Origin of the sequence: Nostoc sp. JL34 (genome assembly GCF_017114945.1) — a bacterium.
GTDB lineage: Bacteria > Cyanobacteriota > Cyanobacteriia > Cyanobacteriales > Nostocaceae > Nostoc.
This window is the reverse complement of the sequence record NZ_JABXKQ010000141.1, coordinates 1-18,619: the sequence shown is the minus strand read 5'-3', so window position 1 is coordinate 18,619 and position 18,619 is coordinate 1. Positions and strand designations below refer to the sequence as shown.

Annotated in this window: 16 protein-coding genes and 1 tRNA gene; 14 read left to right on the top strand and 3 right to left on the bottom strand. The window is 43.3% G+C overall.

All coding sequences use genetic code 11. The annotated features are described in order from the left end of the window. From HWQ44_RS25815 to HWQ44_RS25805, 3 genes are all read left to right on the top strand, one after another. On the top strand, positions 1-1,214 hold a 1,214-nt coding region (locus HWQ44_RS25815; protein WP_292724624.1), incomplete at its 5' end, for a PQQ-binding-like beta-propeller repeat protein. A 280-nt stretch (positions 1,215-1,494) separates the two neighbouring features. After that, positions 1,495-1,647: a hypothetical protein gene (locus HWQ44_RS25810; protein WP_292724622.1), complete on the top strand. Its 153-nt coding sequence runs from the start codon at positions 1,495-1,497 to the stop codon at positions 1,645-1,647. 399 nt (positions 1,648-2,046) lie between these two features. Continuing rightward, positions 2,047-2,253 (top strand): hypothetical protein, encoded by a 207-nt coding sequence (locus tag HWQ44_RS25805; RefSeq protein WP_292724620.1) that lies wholly within the window; start codon positions 2,047-2,049, stop codon positions 2,251-2,253. On the opposite strand, the gene HWQ44_RS25800 is transcribed toward HWQ44_RS25805, so the two are convergent. After that, positions 2,208-2,402, bottom strand: a complete 195-nt coding sequence (locus HWQ44_RS25800; RefSeq protein ID WP_292724619.1) for a hypothetical protein — start codon at positions 2,400-2,402, stop codon at positions 2,208-2,210. The two genes, HWQ44_RS25805 and HWQ44_RS25800, sit on opposite strands and share 46 nt — an antisense overlap. 179 nt (positions 2,403-2,581) lie before the next feature. Here HWQ44_RS25800 and HWQ44_RS25795 point away from each other — a divergent pair, with 179 nt between their 5' ends. From HWQ44_RS25795 to HWQ44_RS25755, 9 genes are all read left to right on the top strand, one after another. Beyond that, complete coding sequence (locus HWQ44_RS25795; RefSeq protein ID WP_292724627.1) at positions 2,582-5,170, top strand: chloride channel protein; 2,589 nt, start codon at positions 2,582-2,584, stop codon at positions 5,168-5,170. 1,022 nt (positions 5,171-6,192) lie between these two features. Continuing rightward, positions 6,193-6,687, top strand: a complete 495-nt coding sequence (locus HWQ44_RS25790) for a DUF2231 domain-containing protein (RefSeq protein WP_292724617.1) — start codon at positions 6,193-6,195, stop codon at positions 6,685-6,687. Next, positions 6,684-7,289, top strand: a complete 606-nt coding sequence (locus HWQ44_RS25785) for a DUF2231 domain-containing protein (protein ID WP_292724615.1) — start codon at positions 6,684-6,686, stop codon at positions 7,287-7,289. The genes HWQ44_RS25790 and HWQ44_RS25785 overlap by 4 nt, the downstream gene beginning before the upstream one ends. A 32-nt stretch (positions 7,290-7,321) precedes the next feature. Then, positions 7,322-8,245 (top strand): cytochrome c oxidase subunit II, encoded by a 924-nt coding sequence (locus HWQ44_RS25780; RefSeq protein WP_292724613.1) that lies wholly within the window; start codon positions 7,322-7,324, stop codon positions 8,243-8,245. Then, positions 8,235-9,896 (top strand): cbb3-type cytochrome c oxidase subunit I, encoded by a 1,662-nt coding sequence (locus HWQ44_RS25775; RefSeq protein ID WP_292724612.1) that lies wholly within the window; start codon positions 8,235-8,237, stop codon positions 9,894-9,896. The genes HWQ44_RS25780 and HWQ44_RS25775 overlap by 11 nt, the downstream gene beginning before the upstream one ends. Positions 9,897-10,004: 108 nt before the next feature. Further along, entirely contained in the window at positions 10,005-10,670 is a 666-nt protein-coding gene (locus HWQ44_RS25770; protein ID WP_292724625.1) for a heme-copper oxidase subunit III, read from the top strand. 39 nt (positions 10,671-10,709) lie between these two features. Then, entirely contained in the window at positions 10,710-10,955 is a 246-nt protein-coding gene (locus HWQ44_RS25765; RefSeq protein ID WP_292724611.1) for a hypothetical protein, read from the top strand. Between the two features lie 178 nt (positions 10,956-11,133). Then, positions 11,134-12,501: an NAD(P)/FAD-dependent oxidoreductase gene (locus HWQ44_RS25760; protein ID WP_292724610.1), complete on the top strand. Its 1,368-nt coding sequence runs from the start codon at positions 11,134-11,136 to the stop codon at positions 12,499-12,501. Between the two features lie 239 nt (positions 12,502-12,740). Beyond that, complete coding sequence (locus tag HWQ44_RS25755) at positions 12,741-13,151, top strand: peptidoglycan-binding domain-containing protein (RefSeq protein WP_292724608.1); 411 nt, start codon at positions 12,741-12,743, stop codon at positions 13,149-13,151. 254 nt (positions 13,152-13,405) lie between these two features. Here HWQ44_RS25755 and HWQ44_RS25750 read toward each other — a convergent pair whose 3' ends face one another. Continuing rightward, positions 13,406-14,635 (bottom strand): hypothetical protein, encoded by a 1,230-nt coding sequence (locus HWQ44_RS25750; protein WP_292724606.1) that lies wholly within the window; start codon positions 14,633-14,635, stop codon positions 13,406-13,408. Positions 14,636-14,858: 223 nt separating this feature from the next. Here HWQ44_RS25750 and HWQ44_RS25745 point away from each other — a divergent pair, with 223 nt between their 5' ends. Further along, positions 14,859-15,449 (top strand): chromophore lyase CpcT/CpeT, encoded by a 591-nt coding sequence (locus HWQ44_RS25745; protein WP_292724605.1) that lies wholly within the window; start codon positions 14,859-14,861, stop codon positions 15,447-15,449. A gap of 274 nt (positions 15,450-15,723) precedes the next feature. Beyond that, positions 15,724-15,794, top strand: a tRNA-Cys gene (locus HWQ44_RS25740). Positions 15,795-15,878: 84 nt separating this feature from the next. On the opposite strand, the gene HWQ44_RS25735 is transcribed toward HWQ44_RS25740, so the two are convergent. Continuing rightward, complete coding sequence (locus HWQ44_RS25735) at positions 15,879-18,101, bottom strand: FdhF/YdeP family oxidoreductase (protein ID WP_292724604.1); 2,223 nt, start codon at positions 18,099-18,101, stop codon at positions 15,879-15,881. Positions 18,102-18,619 lie beyond the last annotated feature (518 nt).

Sequence of the window (18,619 nt, the reverse complement as noted above, 5' to 3'; positions counted from 1 at the left end):
ATAGCGTAGCATTTAGCCCCGATGGCAAGATGATCGCTTCTGCAAGTTCTGACAAAACCGTCAAACTCTGGGATGCAGCTACAGGGAAACCCATCTCCACCCTCAAGGGGCATAGCGATGCGGTATATAGCGTAGCATTTAGCCCCGATGGCAAGATGATCGCTTCTGCAAGTGCTGACAACATCGTCAAACTCTGGGATGCAGCTACAGGGAAACCCATCTCCACCCTCAAGGGGCATAGCGATGCGGTATATAGCGTAGCATTTAGCCCCGATGGCAAGATGATCGCTTCTGCAAGTTCTGACAAGAGCGTCAAACTCTGGGATGCGGCTACAGGTAAAGAAATCTCCACCCTCAAAGGGCATAGCGAAGCGGTCATTAGCATAGCATTTAGCCCCGATGGCAAGATGATCGCTTCTGCAAGTTCTGACAAGAGCGTCAAACTCTGGGATACAGCTACAGGTACAGAAATCACCACCCTCAAAGGGCATAGCGAAGCGGTCTATAGCGTAGCATTTAGCCCCGATGGCAAGACGATCGCTTCTGCAAGTTCTGACAAGAGCGTCAAACTCTGGGATGCGGCTACAGGTAAAGAAATCAAAACCCTCAAGGGGCATAGCAAAGCGGTCTATAGCGCAGCATTTAGCCCCGATGGCAAGACGATTGCTTCTGCAAGTGATGACAAGAGCGTCAAACTCTGGGATGCGGCTACAGGTAAAGAAATCACCACCCTTAAGGGACATAGCAATGAGGTCTATAGCGTAGCATTTAGCCCCGATGGCAAGATGATCGCTTCTGCAAGTGATGACAAGAGCGTCAAACTCTGGGATGCGGCTACAGGTAAAGAAATCACCACCCTTAAGGGACATAGCTCTGCGGTCAATAGCGTAGCATTTAGCCCCGATGGCAAGACGATCGCTTTTGCAAGTTCTGACAACACCGTCAAACTCTGGGATGCGGCTACAGGTAAAGAAATCACCACCCTCAAGGGGCATAGCGATGCGGTCATTAGCGTAGCATTTAGCCCCGATGGCAAGATGATCGCTTCTGCAAGTTATGACAACACCGTCAAACTCTGGAAAGTGTACCCAAATAATCTAAATGATTTACTCGTCTACAGTTGCAATAGGCTACGTGTTTATTTACAATCAAATCCCAATGTGAGCGATAGCGATCACACTCTCTGCGATGGCATTGGTGCTAAGAGCAATTAGAATGTTCCCTTCGACTCCGCTCAGGGAACATTTTGCTTAGGGAAATTAATTACTGGTACTGCGATCGCCCCGAAAGTGCGATCGCTTCTAAAACTCAAACAATGCACTGATTAAAACACGCGTAGAAATATTAACTGCTGTTCAGATTTTACAAGAATTATGAAAATTTCAGCAGGAGAGTGTTCCCTTCGACTTCGCTCAGGGAACACTTTTTTTAATGGAAAGCGATCGCAGCGCCAAAGCATGATTTTGTCGAAGTAATACCATTTTCGATTGAGAATTGCTGTCTGCGCCTTGGCTTGTCAATCCATCTGGGCTTTGTCTGGAGAGCGATGTCTACGACGGGCTACGCCTACGCATTCTAAATACAAAGCTGAATCAACAGCTTGAGTTTGCGCGGGATGCGATCGCCATTGAGTCTTATAGTAAATAGTTCCAAACCTTTACAGGGCTAAAGTTTGAGGAATTGTACAACTTTTTTATTGATCAATATGACGAATTTTTAGAAAATTGTACAACTTTTTTATACTTATACACTTTTCTGCTTTCTATGCTTGATTGGACTCACGGCAAGCTTATCCTTCCAATTTGGACTAACGGCAAACTTATGGTTCCAAACTGTCAGTTTCATCCAAAATTAGCTGACGCTAGAATGAGGGTTATAGTGTTGTTGACGGCAAAGTTATGGTTTCAGTAGCGGCAAAGTTATGGGTAAAGTCACATTTTTGATTGGAAGGATAATTTTGCCATCGCGATTTACGGTAATATTAATATCCTACATCACCTGAAATTACCTGCAAGCACAGAGTAATTTTAGCTCAGGTTTAGCACAGTGAAATTGACAATTGAGGTTATCAACGATCGCTTAAAGGCAGCCAAGATTGGAGTAAAGGTGGAAGCTAGGGGCGATCGCTTATCATTGCGGCCCACACTGCCACCTAAACCAGAAAGCAATAAAACCAAACCCTATCAGCAGTATCTCGCTTCGGGAATTTACGCCAATCCCGCAGGACTACAACGGGCAGAGGCAGAAGCCTGAAAAAGTTCAGTGCTGGGTACGTCAGCCGATGGCTTGTCAGCTTTGGGGTGAAAAACAGTCCAAGCGATCGCCATTACATCTTCTGCAACACGAGGCTCTGGTAATGCTTCAATTCCGACTCCAGTTAATTCTGCAATTAGCTGGAGCAAATTTCTACCACTTGCATCTGCGATCGCCAGAGCGCATCAAGGAGCTACATAATCTATCTTTTGGCATAGAAAAATTTTATTCTGATTTCACTTTTTTGTGAAACCCTATAAATAAGGTGAACGGTAAGACATTTCAGAAATTTATATACCTTCATTTATGACAAGTGATTGCTAAAAATATGTTAGCCAGAGGTAAAATTTTCTGGTTGAGGCTCTCCCGTCAGATGCTTCGACCCAGGCGCTTGGCTTTTGTGGAAGCCTGCCTGATTGGTCTAGTTTCTGGGGTAGCGGCAGTTCTGTTAGGACAGGCCGTGGATTGGGCAGGCGCATGGCGAGTGCATGTTTCTTATCAGTGGCCTGCCTACTTGGTGCTACCAGGTATTGGACTAGTAGGGGGAATTTTAGCTGGTTGGCTAGTAGAGCGCTTTGCACCTGAAGCATCAGGTAGTGGGATGTCTGAAGTGAAAGCGGTATTGGCTCGCGTACCGATGCCGTTAAATCTGCGGATTGCTTTGGTCAAGTTGATCAGCGCTACGCTAGTGCTGGGTTCTGGAATGCCTTTAGGACGGGAAGGGCCGACTGTCCAAATTGGGGCAGCTTTGGCAAATCAACTTAGTAACTGGGTACCGACTTCCCCAGAGCATCGTCGTCAACTGATCGCCGCCGGAGCCGGTGCTGGGTTAGCTGCGGCTTTTAATGCACCCATTGCCGGTGTGCTTTTTGTCGTGGAAGAATTACTGCAAGATGTGTCAGGTATCACTCTTGGTACTGCGATTTTGGCTTCTTTCATCGCTTCAGTGATCTCCCGCCTCTATGGTAGTCACAGCCTGGATCTAAACCAGACTTTAGCATTTTCGCATACAACTTTCTTTGCTCAAGAAATCCCTTTCTACTTGATTTTGGGAGTGCTGGCAGGACTTCTAGGCATTCTGTTCAATAAAAGTGTTCTTGCGAGTCTGGCATTTAACCGTCGCTTGGTAAACTTGAGTTTACCCTGGCGAATTGGAATTGTGGGATTAGTCAGTGGTCTAGCGATCGCTTTATTACCTATAGCCTTTCGCAATAATGCTGGACTCAGAGAGATTCTACTTATAGGTAATGTTAACTGGCTATTTGCAGCGATCGCTTTTTTGGTTCAGTTTGCCCTAATTATTTTAACCTATGGCTCTGGAGCGCCAGGAGGTTTACTAGTTCCCACTCTCGGCTTAGGGGCTGCCCTTGGCTACTTAGTAGGTGCTACCGAACATAGCTTGCTGGGAATGAGTGCTGCAACAACTTATGCTCATGTGGGCATGGCTGCCTTTTTTAGTGCCGTCTCTAAGGTACCAATTACAGCAGTCGTCATTGTGTTTGAGATGACAACAGATTTCAATCTGGTGCTACCGCTAATGATTGTGTCTGTGGTTGCCTATTTAGTAGCGGAAAAAATTGACCCTCGGTCGCTCTACGACCTTCTACTAGAGTGGAAAGGGATTCACATCACAAAAGAGCCAAGCACAGAGGGGCTTCTAGCACAATTAAGTGCCGTAGATGTGATGCAACGGCGGGTAGAAACTCTCTCTAGCCAAATGAGTACTGATGAAGCAGTACAGGCGTTTTCCCACTCTCATCATCGCAACTTCCCAGTTTTAAAAAAAGGTAAAGTTGTTGGCATTGTCACTCAGAAAGATTTAGTTAATATTGCTTCGCAACAGTTAGGTAGAGATACAACTATCAGCGAGATTATGACACCAGAGCCAGTGACAGTAAGTCCCATAGCGACGCTGGCTTATGTGCTGCACCTACTCAATCGTTATAACCTGAGCTGTTTGCCTGTTACAGAAGGTCGGAAGCTAGTAGGAATTATTACCCGTAGTGATATTATTCGCGTAGAAGCAGAGCGACTCAATGGTAACACCCAACAGATAGAAACAAAATCAGCACCTTCTTATCTAGTTTACCAAACTCGCGCTCCGGCTACAGGCAAAGGACGGTTACTAGTACCACTTTCACATCCACAGACAGCTGAGACTTTACTGGAAATGGCAATTGCGATCGCCAAAGATCGCAATTACGAAATAGAATGCCTGCAAGTGATTATCGTTCCATCTAACCGCATTCCATCTGAAACACCCGTGCAAAGTGCTAAAAGTCTTCAACTTTTGCAACGGGCAATACTGTTAGGAGAGAATTCGCGGATTCCTGTTCACACCGAAATCCGAGTTACCCATAATGTTGCTGGGGCAATTTTGGAGACTGTGAAAGAGCGACACATTGACTTGGTGCTGATGGGCTGGAAAGGGAGTACATCAACTCCTGGTAGAGTTTTCAGCCGAGTGGTGGATACTGTAATTAGACAAGCAGGGTGTGATGTTATCTTGGCTAAATTGGATGATAAAAGAGCCTTTGACCGTTGGTTGCTACCAATGGCAGGTGGGCCTAACTCCAGCCAAGCAATTAAGTTATTACCTGCTCTTGCTTCTCTAAGTAAATCGCCCCAAATTAAGCTATGTCAGATTTTCCAGCCTACTGACTCCATTCGTGACACAACATTACTAGACAAATCTGTCCACTTTCTCCAACGCCGAGTTAGTGGTAAAGTGATAGCTACTCCAGTTAGTGCCAATTCTGTTTCTGAAGCTATTCTTAAGTGTGCAGAACTTGACAATAGTGATGTGATTGTTCTGGGAGCTAGTCGTGAAAGTTTACTGCAACAAGTGATTCAAGGAAATATTGCAGAGAATATTTCTCGCAAGAGTAATTGCACAGTTATTATGGTCAAAACTTAATTACTAATTACGTAGCTTGCTAATCGCCAAAGACGAGTATTACTAATTACGAATTAGTTTTGACCGAACAAGGTAAAAGTAATTCATACCACGGCTTGAAGCCGTGGGGAAATTGAAGCCATTAGTACGTTTTTCACGATTTTTGTACATTCGGCACTAATAACTATTGACCAATGACCAAGGCGATGAGCGGCGATTCATCCCATACACTGAAGGAATAAGCTTACTTGCCGGATGGATTTCTGTAAAAAGTTCAAAGATACTCATAAAGAAAAATAGCCGTGAGCCACCTAAATTTATTTATAGAACGAAGTAAAAACATTATTTTTTATTTATAGTTGTAAAATTAACTGGATAATTTCGATTATTAAAACGATTAATTTTGATTAATCAAGCAAAAAATATTTTATTTTAAGAAAAATATAGTATCTCCCTAATCTATCCAAAGAAAGATAAATAGTATATTGTTTTACTGACAAATATCTCAATTATTTGTCATTTCTGTGACAATAGTATGTCTTTATTTTTAAGATTTGTAAAAATGTAATTTTAAAGCTAAGATTAATATCAAGAAAGATTTATGGTATATTCAGAGCAACTTGGATTATTAGTTAAGTTAGAATTTTTAGTTAATCAATCTAAATAACTTAAATATGAGAACCATTTAAGAAAATAAGGTATTTTTAGCCGCATCTAAAGTATTTGATTAGATTGTTTATCTTCAAATAGCCAATATATGAAAAGCAACTATTTTCTAGTTTTTATAAAGACCAACTGGGCTATTATTTAAATTAAGATTGTGGTTAGTTTGGTGAGTTCTGATATTTAAAAAAAATAGTCAAGATAAAAAAATGATTTCAAAATTTACTTGAAAAATTTAAATACATCGCAAATTTCCAATCTTGTCTAATTGCTTTAGCTGCGGCGTTAGCACGGTATTCTTGAAAATATGAATGATGCGTTAGGCGGAGAGCAATTCCATACAACGCATCTACACACTTAGACTGATGAAGGAGAAAGCGATGCCTGCTCTGTCTCTGAATAGCCAAAATTTACCATACCCTGACCCGCTACACCCCATCATTGTCCACTTTGTAATCGCGATGGTGCTTTTTTCTTTTGTGTGCGATGTGTTGGGCTATTTCACCGGCAACGTGCGTTTGTTTGAGGTGAGTTTCTGGAATATGTTTGTGGCCTCAGCAGCCATCTTTTTCGCGGTGATTCTTGGTCAGTTTGAAGCAGGTCTAGCGAACATCTACCCAGCAGTTCAACCAACATTAAATTTTCATACAGTTATGGGTTGGTCGCTGGCGGCTATTGTCGTCGCCATTACAGCTTGGCGTTTCGTGATTCGCGATCGCACCCCACGAAAAGTACCGCCTGCTTACCTGGGTGTAGCAACATTTTTAGTTTGCTTAGTGTGCTTACAAGTCTATCTAGGGAGCAAGCTAGTTTGGGTGTATGGCTTACACATTGAGCCAGTTGTACAAGCGATGAAGCAAGGAGTTTCACCATGAACTCGCAACTCATTGACCAGTTGAGATTGAGGCTGAATGCTAACGGATTACCTTATGAGATTCCCATACATCCGCAACTAGTGCATTTAACATTGGGTTTGTTTATTATTGCGATCATTTTTGATATTGTAGGAGTGCTTTTTGCTTTAGAAAAGCCAATCTTCAAATTTTTAGGTCTGCCTGCACTCCGTTCTGGGTTCTTTGATGTTGGTTGGTATAACCTGATCGGAGCAGCTTTTATCACCTTTTTCACCGTCGCGGCTGGTTTTTTCGAGCTACTGCTAGCAAATCCACCAGTTGCTCAAAAGAGCGTTTGGGGGTTAACTGCTGGTTGGACGATGCTTTTGCATGGTTTGGGTGGTGTTTTGCTGTTGGGAGCGATCGCAGCCATGACTGTATGGAGAGGTTTGCAACGCTATCGCTGGCGCAAAGATGCTTCCCGGCAGGTGCAGTGGAGTTACTTGTTAGCAGGCATGGCGATCCTGGCAATATTATACGTTCACGGAACTTTGGGGGCGCAATTGGGAGAAGAGTTTGGAATTCACGTTACTGCTGCGAAGTTACTCCAAGAAGGTAAAAATCCAAATTTACTACCCAAATAATCAAGCGGCAAGTACTCTTATATGAGATTATTATGTTTAGTTTTTTTGAATATGTACTAATAGCGTTTTATGTAGCAGTGCTGCTTATTGTCAGTCGGTGGATTGGGCAGCAGGCGTTTTCTTGGATGCCTCCCCAGGCTACAGCAGAAGCACAACGGGTAGATGATTTATTTAGCTTCTTAGTCTCAATTGGAGCATTCATCTTGCTGGGACTTGTTGGTGTTATGGTGTATGCGATCGTCTTCCATCGCGCCCGCCCGGAAGACTACAGCGAGGGACACCCTTCTAGAGGTGATGGGAGGCTAGAAATATTGTGGACAGCCACCCCGACTCTGCTAGTAATATGGATTGCCTTCCAAAGCTTCAATATTTATCAGCAATTAAATATTCTGGGTCTAAACCAAATTGTGCATTTGCACACACCTCTGGAATCTGCACCCGCCTACGCCGCAACTGTCAGTGATGTCCCCAAACCTGCGTCTGAAACAATTGATGTTTTCGTTAAGCAGTGGGATTGGTCTTTTCGCTATCCAAATAATCTTACCAGTAAGGAATTACACTTGCCGATCAATCGCAGCACTCGCTTAAATATGCAAGCCCAGGATGTAATCCACGGTTTCTACGTTCCTGAGTTTCGCTTAAAGCAGGATATTATTCCAGGGCGGAACATTGACATTGTGATTACACCAATTCGTCCAGGTAAATATCGAGTGAAAGATTCTCAATTTAGTGGTACTTACTTTGCCTTGCTGGAGGCAGATGTATACGTTGAATCCCTTGATAAGTATAATCAGTGGCTCGCGCAAACAGTCTCTAGCGAAACTGGGAACGATAAAAATCAGGCAGTTGCCGAAAATATCCAACCACCAAAGACATTATTCAAAAGCGGCTGGCACACCGTCACACCTGCTCAACCTGCTATAGCGAATCAAAGGAAGATAAATAATGACACATGATTTGAGTGAAGCTATAGCCAACAATAGAGAACCTGAGAATAACTGGCGGGAATATTTCAGCTTCAGCACTGACCATAAGGTGATCGGTGTTCAGTACATGGTGATGACCTTCATTTTCTTTCTTCTCGGCGGGCTGTTGGCGATGATTATCCGGGCTGAGTTGCTCACCCCGGAAGCAAACTTAGTTGACCGCCCTCTCTACAATGGTTTGTTCACCATGCACGGGACAATCATGATTTTCCTGTGGATTATTCCCTTCAATGCAGGTCTTTCTAACTACCTAGTGCCATTGATGATTGGAGCGCGGGATATGTCTTTTCCCTTGCTCAACGCCATCTCTTTTTGGATTCTGCCACCAGCCGGTCTTCTACTACTGTCTAGCTTCTTACTACCTAACGGGACTGCACAAGCTGGTTGGTGGTCTTATCCACCAGTTAGTCTGCAAGTTCCAGGCGATCAGTTAATTAACGGTCAATTTATTTGGATAGTTAGCCTAGTACTAATAGGTATTTCTTCAATTATGGGGGCTGTCAACTTTGTCACCACTATCTTTTGGATGCGATCGCCAGGGATGACATTTTTCCGAATGCCCGTCTTTGTGTGGTCAGTTTTTAGCGCCCAGTTGTTGCAGCTGATTAATTTGCCTTCCTTGACAGGTGCATTGATCCTGCTGTTGCTTGACCTTTCCTTCGGTACACAATTTTTTAAACCTGAAGGAAGTGGCGATCCCATCATTTACCAACATTTATTCTGGTTCTACTCTCACCCAGCAGTGTATATCATGGCGCTACCAGCCTTCGGTATTATTGCGGAAGTTCTGCCAGCCTTTTCTCGCAATCCCCTATTTGGCTATCGGTCAGTTGCGATCGCAACTTTAGGTATTGCTGGGATTAGCATCTTCGTTTGGGTGCATCACATGTTCACCAGTGCTACCCCTGGCTGGATGCGGATGACCTTCATGGCCACCTCAATGTTAGTTGCCATACCCACTGGTGTTAAAGCATTTGCTTGGACTGCCACCATCTGGAGGAGCAAGTTGCACTTAGAGACACCAATGCTATTTGCGATGGGAGGTGCAGCGATGTTTATTTTTGGTGGTGTCACTGGTGTGATGCTTGCCGCCACGCCATTTGATATTCACGTCAATAATACTTACTTTGTCGTGGGTCACTTCCATTACATCGTTTTTAATACCATCACAATGGCTATCTTTGCCGGAATTTACTTCTGGTTTCCCAAGATAACTGGAAGGATGTACGCCGAGGGTTGGGGTAAGCTGCATTTCTGGTTGACCTTTATTCCTGCCAATATCACCTTTTTCTCTATGCACCCATTAGGTTTGCAAGGGATGTTACGCCGAATTTCCTCTTACGATCCCCAGTATCAGGGATGGAACGTCATTGCTAGCCTTGGATCGTTCTTACTGGGAGCATCTACGCTGCCATTTATTGCTAACATTGTCGGTTCCTGGCTATATGGAGCGAAGGCGGTTGATAATCCCTGGCACGCGACAGGATTGGAATGGACAACTTCTTCACCACCTCCGCGAAATAACTTTGAAGAGATTCCTGTTGTCAACAGACCTCCTTACGACTATGGCGATCCAAAATATTCATTCGTGGAAAATTCTGATAATGGTGAGTCTCACTAGGGACTGGGGAATGGGAAGGAGATATAGTTATAAATTTTTCAATCTCTAATCCCAATGCCCAATTCCCAATGCCCAATGCCCAATGCCCAATGCCCAGTGCCCAAAAACATGCAACATCGTAGCACCCATATAGATGAAAGTCCGATCCGGTTTGACCAGTGGCGGCGACGCTTACCGAATTGGTTACAGCGTTTTCTGCCAAGTGGTGGCGGGAGTCATGAAGATCATCATGGCAAAGGAATGTTCGGGTTTACTGTATTCTTGTTGTCCGAAAGTATCATTTTTTTGAGTTTTATCTTTACTTATGTTGCTCTACGACTGAATACTACTAACTGGCTACCACCCGGTGTTTCTGGGCCAGAATTGTCTAAACTCGTGATTATTAATACGGTAGTTTTGCTTTCTAGCAGCTTTGTGATTCAACCAGCAGAAAATGCCCTAAAACGAAATCAACTGGTTAAATTTCGCGGGCTATGGCTGATAACGATCGCAATGGGAACCTACTTTTTAATTGGTCTATTAATTGAGTGGAAAAATCTTGATTTCAAGCTCACTACAGGATTAGTTGGTTCCACATTCTATTTGCTAACAGGTTTCCACGGTTTACACGTTCTGGCTGGTGTAGTGCTTCAGATAATTATGCTGATTCGCTCATTCATTCCAGGCAATTATAATAAGACTCACTTCGGTACAAGTGCAACCACTTTATTTTGGCACTTTGTTGATGTAGTTTGGGTCTTCCTTTTCTCGCTTCTCTACCTTTGGCGAGCATAAAAATGTTCAGTTATCCCAAGTATTTTCAGGAGTAATTTTATGAATTTATTCATCCAAGAACTACCAGCATCAGAACTTGCCCCAAAAGCAGTTCAAGAAACTCCAGTACCAGGTAAAGACCCACTAATTGCACGGGGGTTACAAAAAGAGCAATACATTGGCATTATTGGGCTGGCGATCGCTCTAATTGCCGCCGTGGGATTTTTTAGTCGCAGAGTCGAATACGCTATTGGTTTCGCTTTATTCCTCAGCGTCATTTTAATTGCGTTGTTTTTATTCATATAGCGAATTTGTCATTGGTCATTTGTCATTTGTCATTTATATTTACAAGTGACCAATAGACTGATCGCAAAAGTCTTAATTTTAGACTCTTTCTTTGCGCCTCGTACCTCTGATTGAGACAAAAAATATGAATTAAATGCGTCATATCCTAGTAAATTCCTAAGATTTGGGAGAAGATTTTATGAACAGCCAAGTTTATCAAACTGTAATTATTGGTGGTGGTTTTACCGGCTTATTTACAGCCTTACATTTAGCTAAAGAACATTATCCTCGCTCTGTAATTTTGATTGACAAAAATGAACGCTTTTGCTTTAAGCCATTACTCTACGAATATTTCAGTGGTGAGATGGATGCTTTTCAAGTAGTACCGCGTTTTTCGGAATTGCTTAAAGGTAGTGGCGTCATATTTGTTCAAGATGCAGTAGAATCGATAGACTTGCACCAACAACAAGTCAAATTAGCTTCGGGAAACTCCTACAACTACAGTAACTTAGTATTAGCTTTGGGTAGTGTTACTGGTTATCATCATCTTGAAGGTGCGAAAGAATATGCTTTCCCTTTTTGGACAGAAGCAGATGCGATCGCTCTTGAGCGACATTTAGGCGACTGTTTGCAAAAAGCAATCCAAACCGAAGATCCAGAACAACGTCGTCAACTGCTAACGGTAGTAGTTGTTGGTGGTGGTGCAAGTGGTGTGGAAATGGCAGCTACCCTAGCGGATTTACTCCCCCATTGGTATAGCGCTTTGGGAGGAAAATCTGATGAAATCCGTGTGGTACTACTCAATCACGGTCAAGAAATCCTCAACGGTGATATTAACGATCCTCTACGCCCAATTGCTGAGACAGAATTACAAAAACGCACGATACCAATTGAAATACTGACGGGAGCAGAAGCCACTACTATTCATGCCAATGCTATTGAATATAAGCGCAATCAGCAAATTGAGACATTGCCAACATACACCGCAATCTGGACAGCTGGTACTTCTATCCACCCACTAATTAAAGATTTACCAATTTCCCAAGAACATCGGGATCGTGGCGATCGCCTTTTAGTTACTCCCACAATGCAACTACTCGACTTTCCAGAAGTCTTTGCAGGCGGGGATTGTGCCGCACTTGAGAATAAATCACTACCGCCAACAGCCCAAGTTGCTTATCAGCAAGGAGCCAATATTGCCAGAAATTTGCACGCGATCGCTTTCGGTGAAGACCTCAAACCAGCAAAGGTAAATATCCGCGGAACTCTTTTAAAATTGGGGTTAAATGATGCTGCTGCTAATCTTTTCAATGTTTTGGAGGTTGCAGGCGAATCCGGGCATTTAATCCGTCAAGGCACTTACCTAACGCTATTACCAACTCCAATTCATGATTTTAAAGCTGCTAGTGAATGGCTAGATGAAGAGATTTTTCACCATCACCTTGACGCTCATGGTGTGGGCAAAAAAGTTGTTCAAGCTGTGGAAGTGGTTGGCGCAGGAGTTATGGGCGTTTTAGTTGCGAGAAAGTTATTGAAAATGTTGGGTAATGAAGAGAAAAAGCAATAGAGATTGGGGAAAGGGAGCTTTGAATAAATTTTAATCCATTTAGTCATGCTTTTGTCACAATTTTGCAATAGCTCTGTCAATACGGCGTGTAATGCTGTAGCTCTGGCTTAGGAAATAGTCTCATACTAAACCCACACACCAGAATCTACTGAGGAAAATCATCATCAGGCTAAACCCTGATGATGATGATTCTTAAAATCAAAATGGCAAAAGATCACATACTTGGAAGGAACAAGAAGATGAATTGGAAAGTACTTGCTTTGCTCCCGGCTTTGACTCTAGCTGCTGCTTTACCTGCTTACTCTTTAACCAATAATAAAAGCCACAATCCGGCTACTGCTACCCAAGTGGCACAAAATAATCAGCAAGGCAACATGATGAAAAAGCCTAATGCTATCCACAAGTCTAATGCTGTCCACAAGCCTAATAGTATAGCAAAGCGTAGTACTGGTACTGTACTAACAGTAGGCAGCAGAGGAGAGACAGTGAAAACTGCTCAGAGTTCTTTAAAGCAGCAAGGATTCTATACAGCAAATGTGAATGGTGTGTTTGATAACAAAACTCGTGCAGCGGTGATTAAATTTCAGAAGTCTAAAGGATTAAGAGCAGACGGGATAATTGGACACCGCACTTTAGCAGCTCTTAAATAAAATAGTTTACTCAGCTTCTTCAGGAGATTTCAAGTCAGCCCACTGGATACCTACGATTTTGATATCCATAAGAGCAGGATGGGCTAACAAGGATAAATCAACAGATAAACATCTGCTTAATTCCACATCCTGATTGCTGAAATGCCTTCAATACAAAAGGCTAGGAAATAAATTCTAGCCTTCAAATAGTAAGCCAAGTTTTCCTATCTCAATATTGCCTGCGGCCTATGTCGCAGGCATCGCAGGAATTTCAGTTAAAAATTTGCTTTCGACAGTTTTTTAATTTGCCCAGTAAAGTATGCTTCCTCATGTTTGAGTTGTTGCGCCAGTTCTAACCCTTTTTGAAAAGCTGTTAGTGCTTGAGGAAACTCTTTGCGTTCTAGATACAATTGCCCAATTTGGTCATAAGCTTGCATCATTCCGTAAAAGTTGGCGGCTTGCGCCTGTGTCTGCACAAGAATTTGGCTAGCCTGCAAAGCCTCATCTGTTTGTCCTTGAGAACGGTACAGCGCAATTAACTTCTGCAAAGCCTCACCAGCACGAACGTATTCCTGTAATTGCCAAGCAGTGGTATAAGCTTCTTGATAATTTTTAAAAGCTTCTAGCAGTAAGTTAGGATCTTTCTTGGCTAGAGATTCGTAATCTGAGGCGATCGCTAGCTTTAATCCTGGTATTTCAGTCAGATTATTTTCATTAATGTAAATTTCTATTAATTTATTAAGTACATTCAATGACTGCTGTAGTTGTTGGCTCTGCTCGTAAACGTAAGCTAGCCGTTGCAGATATGTTACCTCGTTTACACGTTCCCCTTGGGAAGTAGCTAAACTCAATAATTCTTCGTAGATTGGGGCGGCTTTGGGATAATCAAACCAACTCAAATGCAGTTCTCCAATGATCTTCAGGGTTTCTACTACGGCTGTTGTATCTTGTTGCTGTCGCACTACTAGCAAAACTTGGTCGTAAGCTTCCAGAGCTAGTTTAGGCGATCGCACATTTTGGTAAGCTTGACCTAGCGATCGCCACAATTCTAAATCAATTTGGGCAGTTGTTTTTTGGGATTGGGCCTGCTTTTGAATCGCTTGCAATCGTTGTGTAATATATTGTACTTCTTGTGCGTCGTTTTGATTCCAAGCGATCGCGCCAACTCGTGATAGTGCTTGCACCTCTGCGAAAGAACCTAAAAAGCGCCGCAAGCGCAGTTCTCGGTTCCAAATTTCCAACGCCGCCACCGGTTCACCTGCTTGCAGTTTCGCCGCAGCTTCTTGATTTAACGCATCTAGCGCTGGTTCTAAATTTTGCCGTTCTTGGAGAGTTAACGGCTCTTTATCATTAGGCAAACGTGGTAACAGTGGATCGGGTGTAGTAATCTCTAAAGGGCTAGGAGGAAATTTATCCGGTGGTTTGGGTTTTTTAGTCTGTGCCAGCGTTAAGGAATTGCTAAATAGTATAGCGGCAGTAACGATCACAATTAAGCGCCTTAGCATGGGTACTTTACTTTGCCTTGAGTTAGTTGCATGAGGTGATAGCGATTATCCCCATGCCCTATTATTGACTAACTATTCTTTAGCTTTACAAGGAAGCCTACCTGAGAGCTATGTGGCTTTTGCTAGATAATTGAAAAATTGCGATCGCAGCCAGGATTTTTCAGTCTAGGGAGTGTCAAAATAATCCTAGATAATTTTTAAGCAACTAGTTGATCGTTTTCTAATGACTAATTCTACTGATATCGCCACCTTAGCCCGCTGGATGGCAGCTGACTTTAGCAATCAAGAACAAGCTTTTGAAAATCCGCCTTTTTATGCCCATATCCGCGTCTGTATCCGTCCCCTTCCCTTGGAATTGTTCTCAGGGGTAAGTTTGTTTCTGGAACAAGCTTATGATTTTATGCTCAATCAACCCTACCGGATGCGGGTAATGAAGTTGATACAGGCAGAAAACCACATTGCTATTGAACACTATACGGTTAAAGAAGAACAAAAATTTTACGGCGCATCTCGTGAACCCGAACGCCTCAAAGACTTGTCTGTTGACCAATTGGAAAAAATGTCAGGTTGCAACATGATTGTAGAGTGGACAGGTAAAAGCTTCAAAGGCAGAGTTGAGCCTGGTAAAGGCTGCATAGTGGTTCGTGACGGCAAAAATACTTATTTGGATAACGAATTTGAGATTGACGCTAAAGAATTTTTCAGCCTCGACCGGGGAAGAGATTTAGACACTGATGAACGTCTTTGGGGTTCTATCGCCGGCCCATTTCACTTTGTCCGTTGGAATAATTTTGCTGATGAAGTAAAGGTGTGAAAGCTAAGGAGTGAGGAACACTCAGAGGTCGTTAGACCTGTGTTACATAGCTTGCGATCTAGCCCATATCTTTAATGGAATTTCCTACCAAATGCCTTAATGGACATCCTGACAGGATTAGGCTATTTTTGATTGGGTGCGATCGCAAGCCAAATTTAGGCGCTAACTCAGTTGCACTTGTGCTACTATTGTCAAATTAGCACTGTTAACTGCTCTTTAGCTCCATCAGCTAGCTATCAAGCAGTAAACAAAATAGTTCTATGTTTCACGTTGTGGCGGCATAGCCAAGTGGTAAGGCAAGGGTCTGCAAAACCTTCACCCCCGGTTCAAATCCGGGTGCCGCCTTTAAGTGTACATTAACTAATTATTTGTCACTGTTAATAAATTAATGACAAATAATTAGTTAATATACAAAAAATGAGACTTGATTCAGATTTTTTCCAACCGCACGATCGCATTATAATCAGGCACACCTTCAAGCGATCGCTTACTTTTATCTAGTAGCACATTCCCTTCTGGCCAATGTACTTGCAAGTTTCCTGACTGAATTGGCGCAATGTAGACTTGACAGCACAACTCGCCTAAATCATTCTTAAGAATAACTTTATCCCCATCTTTTAAACCCAACTGTGCTGCATCACTAGCATTCATTAGCACCGCCTCTCGCATCGCCCCAGTAATTGCATCCTTGCGTTCCTGCACCATACTATTAAATTGTTTGCCTCGGCGCGTTGCTAATAAAAAATAACCTTCTGGTAACTCTCTTTGGCGTGGCAATAATACCCCAAAGTGTGCCTTACCATCCGCTGTCGGGAAATTCCAACCAAAGCACAAATGTGAGCCACCATATTGAAACTGATCGCCAGCTTGCTGTAAATGTTGAATACCAGCATATTGGGGGACAACTTGAGCAATTTCTTGACGGATAGCAGCGGTGTCAGCAAAAGCCAGCTTATCTGCCAAATCTGGTTTTACCCGCCTTGCTAATTCTAAAAATACTTCCCACTCAGGACGCGCTTCTCCAATGCGCGGCCCCGGAATCTCTGGACTGAAAATTACCCGACGTTCGGTGTTAGTTTCTGTGACTCCCCCTGGTATTTCGTAGCGAGTTGTCGCAGGTAAAAGCACCACAGTATCAGCAGGTTCCACCAACATTTGGCTGGAGAGAACAATATCTATATGTACCCGCAGAGGTATTTGCTTCAAAGCTGCTTCCACATAATCTGGTTCTGGTAGCACTTCTAAAAAATTCCCGCCTACAGAAACCAACACTTCTATTTCCCCCTGATGTGCGGCGTTAATCATTTCTGGAGCAATTAAACCTTTACTTGCAGGCACTTCAAAGCCCCAATGTTGACTCAATTGGGCAGCATTTTCTGGGGTGATAGGTTTACCACCAGGAAATACTGTGGCGTAACATCCCATCTCTGCGCCACCCTGCACCCCAGAGTGACCGCGAATTGGCATTAAACCGCAACCTTCCCGACCGACAAAACCTTTGGTGAGAGCTAAGTTGATGATACTTCGCACATTATCTTCGCCGCATTCATGCTGAGTAATGCCCATACTCCAAACAAATACGGCTTTATTCGCTTCTTTGACCATTTTGGCAAAAGCGTACATTTCTTGGCGAGATGTACCAGAGAGCCGCTCTAATTCTTCCCAAGATTGGCTTTCTAAGGATGCCTTGAGTTCGGTAAAGCCAACTGTGTGTAAATTAATAAACGACTGGTCTAACCAATTGTTAGCAATTATATGTTTAATAGTGCCATTTAAAAACGCTATATCCCCGCCCATATTGATTAAGAAGAAGTCTTCGGCAAACTTTGTACCAAAAACGGCACTTTCTACAATTGAGGGTACCCAGTAACGCTCCATTCCTGGCTCACGGTAAGTGTTAATGACTACAATTTTTGTGCCAGCTTTTTTAGCGTAATGGAGATACTTAACGGTGACAGGCTGATTATTGGCAACATTCGAGCCAATAAAGATTAATAAATCAGTACCAATCCAGTCTTTATAAGAACAGGTGGTAGCCCCAGCACCCAAAGCAGCTTTCAGTCCTGCCGTACTGGGAGAATGGCAAATGCGGGCAGCGTTATCAATATTATTACTTCCCATTGCCCGTACAGCTTTTTGGGTAGCATAATAAGTTTCGTTGACAGTACCGCGACTGGTAACATAGAAACTGAGACGGTCTGGTGTAGTGGAGCGGATGCGATCGCTAATTACCCCTAAAGCTTCATCCCAGCTAACACGGCGAAAGCCTTTTTCACCTCGTTGACGAATCATCGGGTAGGGAAGTCGTCCCAAATCTCGTAATTGGGCACTTTTTTGCTTTTGCAACTGCGAGACATCCTCCAATAGCACAGGATCAAAAGCTGGCATCGTATTCATCCGCAACAGCCGCAACCGGACATTGCAGAGATGAATACCATCTAAAGTCCAATCTTTCATCCCGGTTGTTCCGAGAGCGCAACCATCGCAGACACCTTTATCCAGAATATTCCACGCATAAGGTAGTTTGTCACGAGATAGCCAGATTGCCCGAAATACTTCCCAATAGTTGTTAGGGTACTGTTCGCCAATGCCAAAGGGCTTCCAACTTGCCCAGTGCTGCGGTGTCCAATATTTCTTGGGTTTCGGCAACATGATGCGCCCCTGTGGAGTGTGTGGTAATTCTTCTAGGCTACCGTTTTAAGTAGCATTTAAGTAGCATGAATTCAAAAATTTGGACACTCAGCGCTAACTATTTCTGGATGGCAGTAGTAGGTTAAGAGTGTTTCAACTCTCCATCCACAGGGCAACTTTGTCGGGTGACACGCCGCTGCTAATGGCCCAAGTGACGAACGTGTGCCGAGTAGCGTAGGGCTTGAGGTAAGGTATTTTTCCGGCCCCGGCCAATTCTTTGACAACTTAGAATTTTGGAAATGATTTTCCGTGGTTTGTACCATTTCAGCGTTGCTCATGACAAAGGTAAAGCTAATGACCCCGTTATATCATGTTCGGGTGAAGACTTATCATTTAGACCGCAGGGGTGCAGGGAGCAGGGAGAAAGAGGTTTTCCTGACTTTTGCACGGATGCGGTAATCATAAAGTAATTAACCGGACTTGATACAGCGCTTCCTGCTGTTAAGAGGTACACTTAGTAAGAATAAGAATATTATCTT